14 protein-coding genes are annotated in these 12,099 nt (G+C 56.9%); 13 read left to right on the top strand and 1 reads right to left on the bottom strand.

Going from position 1 to position 12,099, the window contains the following annotated elements; translation table 11 throughout:
- Positions 1-144: 144 nt before the first annotated feature.
- Positions 145-1,296 (bottom strand): acetylornithine deacetylase, encoded by a 1,152-nt coding sequence (gene argE, locus Q0753_RS02565; RefSeq protein WP_298716779.1) that lies wholly within the window; start codon positions 1,294-1,296, stop codon positions 145-147.
- A gap of 250 nt (positions 1,297-1,546) precedes the next feature.
- On the opposite strand from argE, the gene argC reads away from it, so the two are divergent.
- From argC to rpsC, 13 genes are all read left to right on the top strand, one after another.
- On the top strand, positions 1,547-2,560 hold the full coding sequence (gene argC / locus Q0753_RS02560) for an N-acetyl-gamma-glutamyl-phosphate reductase (RefSeq protein WP_298716776.1): 1,014 nt from the start codon (positions 1,547-1,549) through the stop codon (positions 2,558-2,560).
- A 6-nt stretch (positions 2,561-2,566) separates the two neighbouring features.
- Positions 2,567-3,364 carry an acetylglutamate kinase gene (argB, locus tag Q0753_RS02555; protein ID WP_298716773.1) on the top strand — a complete coding sequence of 266 codons (798 nt, stop codon included), beginning with the start codon at positions 2,567-2,569 and terminating at the stop codon, positions 3,362-3,364.
- A gap of 9 nt (positions 3,365-3,373) precedes the next feature.
- Positions 3,374-4,291, top strand: a complete 918-nt coding sequence (locus tag Q0753_RS02550; RefSeq protein ID WP_298716770.1) for an ornithine carbamoyltransferase — start codon at positions 3,374-3,376, stop codon at positions 4,289-4,291.
- The gene (locus Q0753_RS02545) at positions 4,291-5,502 is read left to right on the top strand and encodes an argininosuccinate synthase (protein WP_298716767.1); all 1,212 of its coding nucleotides are present in this window, start codon (positions 4,291-4,293) and stop codon (positions 5,500-5,502) included. Before Q0753_RS02550 ends, Q0753_RS02545 begins: the two co-directional genes overlap by 1 nt.
- Positions 5,503-5,862: 360 nt before the next feature.
- Complete coding sequence (gene argH, locus Q0753_RS02540) at positions 5,863-7,743, top strand: argininosuccinate lyase (RefSeq protein ID WP_298716764.1); 1,881 nt, start codon at positions 5,863-5,865, stop codon at positions 7,741-7,743.
- A 268-nt stretch (positions 7,744-8,011) separates the two neighbouring features.
- Complete coding sequence (gene rpsJ / locus Q0753_RS02535; protein WP_104487277.1) at positions 8,012-8,323, top strand: 30S ribosomal protein S10; 312 nt, start codon at positions 8,012-8,014, stop codon at positions 8,321-8,323.
- 19 nt (positions 8,324-8,342) lie between these two features.
- Positions 8,343-8,981: a 50S ribosomal protein L3 gene (gene rplC / locus Q0753_RS02530; protein ID WP_298716756.1), complete on the top strand. Its 639-nt coding sequence runs from the start codon at positions 8,343-8,345 to the stop codon at positions 8,979-8,981.
- Between the two features lie 17 nt (positions 8,982-8,998).
- The gene (rplD, locus tag Q0753_RS02525; RefSeq protein ID WP_298716753.1) at positions 8,999-9,604 is read left to right on the top strand and encodes a 50S ribosomal protein L4; all 606 of its coding nucleotides are present in this window, start codon (positions 8,999-9,001) and stop codon (positions 9,602-9,604) included.
- Positions 9,604-9,903 (top strand): 50S ribosomal protein L23, encoded by a 300-nt coding sequence (gene rplW, locus Q0753_RS02520; RefSeq protein ID WP_342713639.1) that lies wholly within the window; start codon positions 9,604-9,606, stop codon positions 9,901-9,903. Before rplD ends, rplW begins: the two co-directional genes overlap by 1 nt.
- 17 nt (positions 9,904-9,920) lie before the next feature.
- The gene (gene rplB / locus Q0753_RS02515; protein WP_298716737.1) at positions 9,921-10,745 is read left to right on the top strand and encodes a 50S ribosomal protein L2; all 825 of its coding nucleotides are present in this window, start codon (positions 9,921-9,923) and stop codon (positions 10,743-10,745) included.
- A 21-nt stretch (positions 10,746-10,766) separates the two neighbouring features.
- A complete protein-coding gene (gene rpsS, locus Q0753_RS02510; protein WP_104487230.1) occupies positions 10,767-11,045 on the top strand; it encodes a 30S ribosomal protein S19 in 279 nt (92 codons plus the stop codon).
- 10 nt (positions 11,046-11,055) lie between these two features.
- The gene (gene rplV / locus Q0753_RS02505; protein ID WP_104487232.1) at positions 11,056-11,388 is read left to right on the top strand and encodes a 50S ribosomal protein L22; all 333 of its coding nucleotides are present in this window, start codon (positions 11,056-11,058) and stop codon (positions 11,386-11,388) included.
- An 18-nt stretch (positions 11,389-11,406) separates the two neighbouring features.
- A complete protein-coding gene (rpsC, locus tag Q0753_RS02500) occupies positions 11,407-12,099 on the top strand; it encodes a 30S ribosomal protein S3 (protein ID WP_104487234.1) in 693 nt (230 codons plus the stop codon).

Raw genomic sequence — 12,099 nt, 5'->3', positions numbered from 1 at the left:
TTTCATCCCTGAAACAGAAGGTCGGCGTAGCAGATCCCTTTGTCCTCCTTGATGCTCCGGCATTGCCTGTTATTACTGCCAGCAGGCAACTCGGTATAAAAGAAGAGGCAATCTTGTTGCCTCTTTTCCGAGCGAAGCAGATCATTACTTTGTCAGGCAGAAACGGCTGACCAGCTGTTGCAGCACGTCGACGGTCGGTTTGACAAACGACAGGTCCAGATATTCGTCGGGCTGGTGCGCCTGGGCGATGTGGCCCGGGCCCAGCACTATGGTCTGGCAGCCCAGCTGGTTGATAAAGGGCGCTTCGGTGCAGTAGTTGACCGCTTCGGCCTTGTTGCCGGAGATGCTTTCTGCCGCCCGGACCAGCTCGCCGTCCGGATCGGTACCATAGGGCGGAATCGGCTCGTGCAGATGGGTCAGTTCCAGCGCCTTGGGATACTGCTCCTTGATCGGCTCCAGCGCGTGGTGCAGCAGGCCCAGCAGTTCGTCGGGGCCCACACCGGGAATGGGGCGCATGTCGAAGTGCAGCTCGCAACAGGCGCAGATGCGGTTGGGGCTGTCGCCGCCATTGATATGACCCAGGTTGAGGGTCGGCTGGGGTACCTTGAAGTGATGGTTGCCGTAGTTTTCCTTCAGCTGGCGCTGCAGGTCCAGCAGCCGGCCCATGACCTGATGCATGATCTCCAGCGCGTTGACGCCGTTGGCCGGGTCCGAGCTGTGGCCGCTTTTGCCGGTGATGCGAATGGCTTCCGACATGTGGCCCTTGTGCATCATCACCGGTACCAGGCCGGTGGGCTCGCCGATCACCGCGTAATCGGGCTTGATGGCCATGGCGCTGGCAATGGCACGGGCACCGGCCATGGTGGTTTCTTCGTCGGCGGTGGCCAGAATGCGAATCGGTTTGGTGAGCTTGCTCAGATCCAGGTCTTTCAGCGCTTCCACGATAAAGGCGAAGAAGCCTTTCATGTCGATGGTACCCAGGCCGTAAAGCCGGTTGCCTTCTTCGGTCAGCTTGAACGGGTCCTTGGTCCAGCGGCCCGGATCGAAGGGCACGGTATCGGTATGGCCGGCCAGCAGCAGGCCGCCGTCGCCTTCGCCCCTGGTGGCCAGCAGGTTGAACTTGCCGGGCAGGTCGGGCAGCTCGGTGACCTCGACGGCAAAGCCAAGCTGGCTGAACCAGTCTGCCAGCAGGCGAATGACCTGCTCGTTACTCTGATCCCAGCTGCTCTCTGTGCTGCTGATGGAGGGGAGGGCGATGATGCTGCGGTACATGTCCAGCAAGTTGAGCGATGTCATAGGATCTCCGTCTGAAAAAATATCTAATTTAAATTCACCACAATTGCATAAGTATGTTTTTATTGCTAGGCTGCGATTTCGTTCTTATCCGGGTAACTAGCGTAACAGATGGCCATGTCTTTCCTCCCCTTGTCACCGCGACGACGACAGCTCGCCTGAGCCATTTCTCTAGGGTGACACAAGCCCTGAAAACACGCTAGGCTGACGCCTGCATCTCAACCAAGCCGAATTCAAACTGACGGATACGCCCATGTTAAAAGCTGCAATTATTGGTGCCAGTGGTTACACCGGGGCCGAACTGGCCGGTTTAATCCAGAGCCACCCGAATCTTTCTCTGGCCGGCCTCTATGTGTCTGATGGCAGTCAGGATGCGCATAAGCCGTTCGCGAGCCTGCACCCGCGCTGGCGCGGGGTGATTGACCAGCCGCTGTTGCCGCTGGATGCCGACGCGCTGAGCCGCATTCATACCGAAGCGGATCTGGTGCTGCTGGCCACCGCCCATGAAGTGAGCCACGATCTGGCACCGGGTTTTCTGGCCAAGGGGTTGCCGGTATTCGATTTGTCCGGTGCCTTCCGGGTGCAGGGCGAAGGCTTCTACGAGCAGTTTTACGGTTTTCAGCACCAGCATGGCGACTGGTTGAGCCAGGCGGTCTATGGCCTGGCCGAGTGGAATCAGGATGCCATTCAATCGGCCCAGCTGATTGCCGTGCCCGGTTGTTACCCCACCGCCTCGCTCAGCGCGCTCAAGCCGCTGCAGTCCGCCGGCCTGATTGCCGCCGGCAGCAAGCCCATTATCAGTGCCGTATCCGGCGTCAGCGGTGCCGGTCGCAAGGCAAGCATGGCCAACAGTTTCTGCGAAGTCAGCTTCAAGCCTTATGGCGTGCTCAATCACCGCCATCAGCCGGAAATCAGCCATCATCTGAGCAACCAGGTGGTGTTTCAGCCGCATCTGGGCAACTTTATTCGCGGTATTCTCGCCACCATTTATGTGCAGCTGAACGACGACGTCAGCGACGAACAGATTGCCGCCGCCTATCACCAGGCTTACGATGGCCAGAAAATCGTGCGTCTCACCGGTCAGTGGCCGCAAATCAACGACGTGGCGGGTACGCCTTTCTGTGACCTGCACTGGGCGCGGGACGGCAACCAGCTGATCGTGGTGTCGGCAATCGATAATTTGTTGAAAGGCGCGGCCAGTCAGGCCATTCAGTGTATCAATATTAATCAGGGATTCTCGCCGCTGGCGGGCCTGGTTCAGGAGTAATCAAGGATGACAACGCAATCATCATCGCAGTCGCCGCTGGTCATTAAACTGGGTGGCACCCTGCTGGAAAGCGACAAGGCCCTGGCGGCCCTGTTCACCACCCTCAAGGCCTTTTTCGACGACTCGGGCCGTCCGCTGCTGCTGGTGCATGGCGGTGGTGTGCTGGTAGACAACCAGCTCAAGGCCATGGGCCTGACCTCGACCAAGAAAGACGGTCTGCGGGTGACCCCGTTCGACCAGATTCCGGTGATTGCCGGCGCCCTGGCCGGCACCGCCAACAAGCTGCTGCTGGCTCAGGCCATTGCCCATGGCATCAATTCGGTTGGCCTGTGCCTGGCCGACGGCGGCCTGTGCCGGGTCAGCCAGCTGGATCCCGAGTTGGGGGCGGTCGGTCAGATAGAGGGCGGCGACGCGACTCTGGTCAGCACCCTGCTCAACGGCGGCTTTCTGCCGGTGGTCAGCTCCATCGGCATTACCTTCGATGGCCAGCTGATGAACGTGAATGCGGATCAGGCGGCCACCGCCATCGCCGAAATTCTGGATGCGGATCTGGTGATGCTGTCGGACGTGAGCGGTATTCTCGACGGCAAGGGCCAGCGGATTGCCGAGCTGAGCGAAGCGGACGCCATCGAGCTGATGCAACAGAACATCATCAAGGACGGCATGGCGGTCAAGGTCAAGGCGGCGCTCAAGGCCACCAAGACCCTGGGCAAGCCGGTGGCCGTGGGCAGCTGGCGCTACCCGGAACAGTTGTTGTCGCTGCTGGCCGGCGAGTCCGAGCACGGCACTCGGATTTCCCATTAAGGAGGCGTTATGCAGCATTTACTGAGCCTGAAAGATTACAGCAAACAGCAAATAGAGCAGATCCTGCGCCTGGCCAGGGATCTCAAGGCCAACCCGGCCAAGTATGCCGACGCCCTCAAGGGCAAGAGCGTGGTGACCCTGTTCGAGAAGCCCTCGCTCCGTACTCGGGTAACCTTCGACATCGGTATCAACAAGCTCGGTGGTCATGCGGTGTATCTGGACAGCCAGAACGGCGCCATGGGCAGCCGGGAAACGGTACAGGACTTTGCCGGCAACCTGTCGCGCTGGTCCGATGCCATAGTGGCGCGGGTATATGATCACCAGACTCTGGTGGAAATGACGAAATATGCACAGGTACCGGTGATCAATTCGCTGTGTAACCTGTATCATCCGTGTCAGGCACTGGCAGACTTCATGACCATTGCCGAGCATCATGAGGATCTGAGCAAGGTGCACCTGGCCTATGTGGGCGATGGTAACAACGTGACCAACTCGTTGTTGCTGGCCGGTGCCATTCTGGGCTCGACTGTCACCGCGATATGCCCTCGTGGTCATAACGTGGATGCACAGATCCTGAAGGAAGCCGAAGCCCTGGCCGCCGTGAGCGGCGCCAAGGTGCGGGTGACCGACAGCTTCGATGATCTGGAACCGGTCGATGTGATCTATACGGATACCTGGGTCTCCATGGGCGACGAAACGCCGTTGGAGCAGGTAAGGGAAATCTTCATGCCGTATCAGATCAATCAGGACCTGCTCGACAAAACTGGAGCCAAACAGGTTCTGCATTGCCAGCCTGCCCACAGGGAGTGGGAAATAACTTCCGAGGTGATGGACGGCCCGTCCTCCTTTATCCTCGACCAAGCTGAAAATCGCATGCACGTCCAGAATGCCGTGCTGCTGACATTGATTAACAGGGATATTCATTAATGAGCCAATTCAAAAAAATTCTGCTGGCCTACTCTGGCGGTCTGGACACGTCTGCCATCATTCCGTGGCTGAAAGAGAACTACGAAGGTTGTGAAATCATCGCCTTCGTCGGCGATGTAGGTCAGGGCGCAGAAGAGCTGGAAGGCATCGAAGCCAAAGCCCTCGCCTCCGGTGCGGTCAAGTGCATCGTGGCCGATCTGAAAGACGAGTTCGTTAACGACTACGTCTATCCGACCCTGACCACCGGCGCCATCTACGAAGGTACCTACCTGCTGGGTACCTCCATGGCTCGCCCGGTCATCGCCAAGGCCATGGCCGAAGCGGCCCTGGCCGAAGGCGCCGAAGCCATTGCTCACGGTTGTACCGGCAAGGGTAACGACCAGGTACGCTTTGAAGGTGCCGTGGCGGCACTGGCTCCGCAGCTGGCGATTATCGCTCCCTGGCGGATCTGGGATATGCGCAGCCGTGAAGACCTGCTGAACTACCTGGCCGAGCGCAACATCAAGACCACCGCCAGTGCCACCAAAATCTATTCTCGTGATGCCAACGCCTGGCACATTTCCACCGAAGGTGGCGAGCTGGAAAGCACCTGGAACGAGCCGTCCGAGCATGCCTGGACCTGGACCGTGTCTCCCGAGCAGGCCCCCGACAAGGCCGAGACCCTGTCTCTGACCGTTGAGCAGGGCCGCATCGTGGCCGTTGACGGCAAGCAGATGAGCCCGTATCAGGTGCTGGTCAACCTGAACGAGCGTGCTGCCAAGCACGGCGTAGGCCGGGTCGACATCGTCGAGAACCGTCTGGTGGGCATGAAGTCTCGCGGCTGCTACGAAACTCCCGGTGGCACCGTCATGATGGCGGCGCTGCGCGCGGTAGAAGAGCTGGTGCTGGACAAGCCGACTCGCGCCTGGCGTGAGCGGGTGGGTGCCGAATTCTCCCACCTGGTCTACGACGGTCGCTGGTTCACTCCGCTGTGCAAGGCACTGCTGGCTTCGGCCAGCGCCATTGCCGAGGACGTATCCGGTGAAGTGGTGCTGAAGATGTACAAGGGGCAGGTTACCGCTATTCAGAAGTCTTCACCCAACAGCCTGTACTCGGAAGAATTCGCCACTTTCGGCGAAGACGAAGTGTACGACCAGAGCCACGCCGAAGGCTTTATCCGCCTGTACTCGCTGGCCAGCCGCATCAAGGCGCTGAACAGCCTGAAGAAGTAAGCGTTACCGCAAGGTGACATCGTGATTTCAGGGGGCTTTATGCCCCCTGTGTTGTTTAAGCCAAAAGCTAGAAGCCGTAAGCTGTAAGTTAAAGATAAAACATAAACCCTACAAAATCGGTCGAATGAATTCGACCCTACGATTGGTTCGAGTCTTTTTGTAGGGTCCAATTCATTGGACCAAAAACCGTAACGCGGCCTCAAAGGGATCGATTGGTTTGGATGTTTTCTTTAGCTGACAGCTTAAAGCTTACGGCTTACAGCCGTGTTTTAAGTATAATATCGCGCAACAATCAGGCAGACCGTTCACAGGTTTGGCTAAGCATTAATTTTAGCAATGTCGTTAAGGAGTACAGCGGTTATGGCACTTTGGGGTGGACGTTTCAGTCAGGCGGCAGATGCCAAGTTCAAGCAGTTCAACGATTCTTTGCGTTTCGATTATCGTCTGGCGGAGCAGGATATCGTCGGCTCCATTGCCTGGTCCCGGGCACTGGCCAAGGGCGGGGTGCTGACGGCAGAAGAGCAGCAGAAGATCGAGCTGGCACTCAATGACCTGAAACTCAAGGTCATGGAAGATCCGAGCCAGATCCTGCAGTCCGATGCGGAAGATATTCACTCCTGGGTGGAAGGCCACCTGATTGCGGCAGTCGGCGATCTGGGCAAGAAACTGCATACCGGGCGCAGCCGTAACGATCAGGTGGCGACCGATCTCAAGCTGTGGTGCAAGCAGCAGGTGCCGCCGCTGCTGGCCCGGCTGGATGAACTGCAGAAGAAGCTGGTGAGCGTGGCCCGCGAACAGCAGGCGACCGTGCTGCCCGGTTATACCCACCTGCAGCGTGCCCAGCCGGTGACCTTCGCGCACTGGTGCCTGGCTTATGTCGAAATGCTGGAGCGGGATTTTACCCGGCTGCAGGACGCCCAGAAGCGCATGGATACCTGCCCGCTGGGCTCCGGTGCCCTGGCCGGCACCGGTTTTCCTATCGACCGTCATGAGCTGGCCCATTCACTGGGCTTTTCGTCGCCGACCCGCAACAGCCTGGACTCGGTGTCCGATCGTGACCATGTGCTGGAGCTGATGAACTGCGCCGTCAATTCCATGATGCATCTGTCGCGCTTCGCCGAAGACTTGATTTTCTACAACTCCGGCGAATCCGGCTTCCTCGAATTGTCCGATCGGGTCACCTCCGGCTCGTCCCTGATGCCGCAGAAGAAAAATCCGGATGCGCTGGAGCTGATCCGCGGCAAGACCGGTCGGGTATTCGGTGCCTATGCGGGCATGATGATGACCCTGAAGGCGCTGCCGCTGGCCTACAACAAGGACATGCAGGAAGACAAGGAAGGCCTGTTCGACGCGCTCGACACCTGGTACGACTGCCTGGAAATGGCCGAAATGGTGTTGCACGACATCAAGCTCAACGAAGAGAAAACCCGGGAAGCGGCGCAGGGCGGCTATTCCAACGCCACCGAAATGGCCGACTACCTGGTGTCCAAGGGCATTCCGTTCCGGGAAGCGCACCATATCGTGGGTGCCATAGTGGTACACGCCATCAGCAAGAAGCTGCCGATGGAAGAGCTGCCGATGGAAGATTTCAAGGAATTCAGTCCGCTGATCGAAGACGACGTCTACGGCAAGCTGTCGCTGGAGTCCAGCCTGGCCAGCCGCTGTGCTCTGGGGGGGGTGGCGCCGGATCAGGTCGAGTTTGCCCTTACCAGCGCCGAGCGCCGGCTCACGCAGCGTGATACCTCGGGTATTCATGTACGCAGTGCGCGGCTGACCGATCTGGATGCCATCGAGCGGATGGTGAATTACTGGGCCAATATCGGTGAAAACCTGCCTCGCACCCGCAAGGAGTTGATCCAGGCGGTGGGCGAATTTGCGGTCACCGAGACCCAGGGGCAGATCAGCGGTTGTGCCTCCCTGTATGTGTATGACACCGGGCTGGCGGAAATTCGCTCCCTTGGTGTAGAGCCGGGCTTCCAGAACCAGGGCCAGGGCCGGGCGCTGGTTGAAAAAGTGCTCAAGAAAGCCGAAGACATGGCCATTGACCGGGTCATAGTGCTGACCCGGGTACCGGAGTTCTTCATGAAGCTGGGCTTCAGCGCCACCAGCAAGGCGATGCTGCCCGAAAAAGTGATGAAAGACTGCGATCTGTGCCCGCGTCAGCATGCCTGTGACGAGGTGGCGCTGGAAGTGGTGCTGAAGGGCAAGGCCGGCCTGCTCGGCCAAAGCGCAGTTGCCTGAAACCAGCACCGGTCGTTTGTCAGCAGCAGCAGGTTACTCGATTAACCTGCTTAAAAAATAATACGACCGGCTTGCATGCGTCGCTCAAATCCGTATAATTCAGCTCGCTTGGTGTATTACCAAGCGAGCTGAAAGGCTCCTGTCAGGTAGCTCCTGGCGATACAGGCCCCCGATATGGTGGGCACCGTTGTTAAATCACACCCCCTCTTTTATCTAAAAGAGCAGGCGGTGCTGATTTCATGTTCTTTATCCAATTGGAGCTCTGGTAATGCAGAACCAAAGAATTCGTATCCGCCTGAAGGCGTTCGATCACCGTCTGATCGATCAGTCTACCGCGGAGATCGTAGAAACTGCCAAGCGCACTGGCGCCCAGGTTCGCGGTCCTATCCCGCTGCCGACGCGCAAAGAGCGCTACACCGTACTGACATCTCCACACGTGAACAAAGATGCACGTGATCAGTATGAAATTCGTACTCACAAGCGTCTGGTAGACATCGTTGAGCCGACTGATAAAACAGTTGATGCTCTGATGCGTCTGGATCTGGCTGCTGGTGTCGACGTCCAGATCAGCCTGGGCTAATAACGGAGAGGTTTTATCAATGGCAATCGGTCTAGTAGGTCGTAAGCTGGGTATGACCCGTGTCTTCACCGAAGACGGCGTGTCCACCCCGGTCACCGTTATCGAAGTAGATGCCAACCGTGTTACCCAGGTTAAAACTCTGGAACTGGATGGCTACCAAGCTGTTCAGGTGACCACTGGCATCAAGAAAGCGAATCGTATCACCAAGCCTGAAGCGGGTCTGTTCGCTAAAGCTGGCGTTGAAGCGGGTCGCGGTCTGTGGGAATTCCGCCTGGGTTCAGGCGAAGGCGAAGGTATCGAAGTCGGTTCCGAGCTGAAAGTAGACATTTTCACCGATGTCAAGAAAGTAGACGTTACCGGTACTTCTAAAGGTAAGGGTTTCGCTGGCGCTGTTAAGCGTTGGAACTTCCGTACCCAGGATATGACCCATGGTAACTCCTTGTCACACCGCGCTCCGGGTTCAATTGGTCAAAACCAATCCCCTGGTAAGGTGTTCAAAGGCAAGAAAATGGCCGGTCACATGGGTGCTGAGCGTGTAACTACGCAAAACCTGGAAGTGGTCCGCGTTGATGTTGCTCGTAACCTGCTGCTCATTAAAGGTGCAGTCCCGGGTGCGACTAACGGCAACGTCATCGTTAAACCTGCCGTTAAAGCGTAACGTCTGAGGAGATAGTAATGGAATTGGTAATGAAAGACGCGCAAGGCGCTCTTGAAGTTTCCGAAACTACCTTCGGGCGTGAGTTCAACGAAGCGCTGGTGCATCAGGTTGTAGTAGCCTATGCCGCCGGTGCTCGTCAAGGTACTCGTGCTCAGAAGACCCGTTCCGAAGTGTCTGGCGGCGGCAAGAAGCCGTGGCGTCAAAAGGGCACTGGCCGGGCCCGTGCCGGTACCATCCGCTCCCCGATTTGGCGTGGGGGTGGTGTGACTTTTGCTGCTAAGCCGCAAGATCACAGCCAGAAGGTCAATAAGAAGATGTACCGTGGTGCCATCAAAAGCATCCTCTCTGAGCTGGTACGTCAAGAGCGTTTGATCGTGGTTGAGAAATTTGGTGTGGAAGCACCGAAGACTAAAGAACTGCTGGCCAAACTGAAGCAATGGGATCTGACCGATGTTCTGATCGTCACTGCCGAAGTGGACGAGAACCTGTTCCTCGCCTCACGTAACCTGTACAAGGTTGACGTGCGTGACGTGGCTGGTATCGACCCGGTTTCTTTGATCGCGTTCGACAAGGTATTGGTAACTGCCGACGCAGTTAAGCAAATCGAGGAGATGCTGGCATGATCCGTGAAGAGCGTATTCTGAAAGTTCTGAAGGCGCCGCATATCTCTGAAAAAAGCACCATGGTTGCCGAAAAGACCAACACTATCGTGTTCAAGGTTGCCAAGGATGCTACCAAAGCTGAAGTTAAAGCTGCGGTCGAGAAGCTGTTCGAAGTTGAAGTCAAAGATGTTCGCACGTTGCTGGTGAAGGGTAAAACCAAGCGCACCGGTAACCGCATGGGCCAGCGTTCCGATTGGAAAAAAGCCTACGTGACCCTGAAAGAAGGTCAGGACATCGACTTCATCGGCGGCGCCGAGTAAGAAAGGAGTAAGTTAAAATGGCAATCGTAAAATGTAAGCCTACTTCTCCGGGTCGCCGTCATGTAGTCAAGGTCAGCAACCCGGAACTGTACACAGGCAAGCCGTTCGCCGCCCTGCTGGAGAAAAAGTCCAAGTCAGGTGGTCGTAACAATGCTGGTCGTATTACCACTCGCCATATCGGTGGTGGTCACAAGCAGCACTATCGTCTGGTTGACTTCAAGCGCAACAAAGACGGTATCCCGGCTAAAGTTGAGCGTCTGGAATATGATCCTAACCGCTCCGCCAACATTGCTCTGGTGCTGTACGCAGATGGTGAGCGTCGCTACATCCTGGCACCGAAAGGTGTTCATGCCGGCGATCAACTGCTGTCTGGCGATGCTGCCCCGATCAAGGCCGGTAACTGCCTGCCGATGCGCAACATCCCCGTGGGTAGCACTGTGCACGCCATCGAGATGAAGCCTGGCAAGGGCGCGCAGATTGCTCGCTCCGCCGGTACCTACGCCCAGATTCTGGCGCGTGATGGTAGCTACGTCACCCTGCGTCTGCGTTCCGGCGAAGTACGTAAAGTACTGGCCGAGTGTCGCGCAACCCTGGGTGAAGTGGGTAACTCCGAGCACATGCTGCGTCAGCTGGGTAAAGCCGGTGCTACGCGCTGGCGTGGTGTTCGTCCTACCGTTCGCGGTGTGGCGATGAACCCGGTAGACCACCCGCACGGTGGTGGTGAAGGTCGTACCTCTGGTGGCCGTCACCCGGTTACTCCTTGGGGCAAGCCGACCAAGGGTGCCAAAACCCGTAAAAACAAGCGTACCGACCAGTTCGTGGTACGTCATCGTAACAAGTAATAGTTTTTTAGAGGTATCACCATGCCACGTTCTCTCAAGAAAGGTCCGTTTATCGACCTGCACTTGCTGAAGAAGGTAGAGAAAGCGGTGGAAAGCGGGGAAAAGAAACCAATTAAGACTTGGTCCCGTCGTTCAATGATCATTCCGAACATGATCGGTTTGACCATCGCTGTCCATAATGGTCGTCAGCACGTGCCTGTTTTCGTTTCCGAGGAAATGATCGGCCACAAGCTGGGCGAATTTTCACCGACTCGTACTTATCGCGGCCATGTCGCTGATAAGAAGGCCAAGAAGCGTTAAGGGGTAAAAGATGGAAGCTATAGCTAAACACCGCTTTGCTCGTACTTCTGCCCAGAAGGCGCGCCTGGTAGCCGATCAAGTCCGTGGTCTGACCGTAGACAAGGCACTTAACGTCCTGACTTTCAGCCCTAAAAAAGCTGCCGTTCTGGTTAAGAAAGTACTTGAATCTGCCATTGCCAATGCCGAGCACAATGAAGGTGCGGATATCGATGAGCTGACAGTGGCAAAGATCTTCGTTGACGAAGGTCCCACCATGAAGCGTATTCGTCCTCGTGCCAAGGGCCGCGCGGACCGTATCATGAAGCGTACCAGCCACATTACTGTGGTTGTGTCCGACCGCTAAGAGGCTAGGAGATAAGCAATGGGCCAGAAAGTACACCCGAATGGTATTCGCTTAGGTATCACCAAGCCTTTTAATTCGACCTGGTTTGCGAATACCAAGGACTTCGCTGATAACTTGCACAGCGACTTCCAAGTGCGTCAGTACCTGAAGCAGGAACTGAAAAACGCTTCCCTTTCACGTATCGTGATCGAGCGTCCGGCCAAGAGCATCCGTGTGACTATTCACACTGCTCGTCCGGGCGTGGTTATCGGTAAGAAAGGTGAAGACGTGGAAAAACTGCGCAAGCACGTAGCCAAACTGGCTGGCGTTCCTGCACAGATCAACATTTCCGAAGTGCGTAAACCTGAGCTGGACGGACAGCTGGTGGCCGATTCTATCGCCTCCCAGCTGGAGCGCCGTGTCATGTTCCGTCGCGCTATGAAGCGTGCGGTACAGAACGCGATGCGTATCGGTTCCAAAGGCATCAAGGTGGAAGTGAGCGGTCGTCTTGGCGGCGCTGAAATCGCGCGTACCGAATGGTACCGCGAAGGTCGTGTGCCTCTGCACACCCTGCGTGCCGATATCGATTATGCAACTTCTGAAGCATCTACCACTTACGGCATCATCGGCGTAAAGGTTTGGATATTCAAGGGTGAAGTTCTGGGCGGCCTGCAAGCCGTAGCTCAAGAGCCAGCTCCGTCCAAGCCCAAGCGCAAAGGCCGCGGTAAGTAA

It is taken from the genome of uncultured Oceanisphaera sp., from assembly GCF_947495715.1.
Classification (GTDB): Bacteria; Pseudomonadota; Gammaproteobacteria; order Enterobacterales; family Aeromonadaceae; genus Oceanimonas; species Oceanimonas sediminis.
This window is presented reverse-complemented; position numbering and strand designations above follow the sequence as displayed.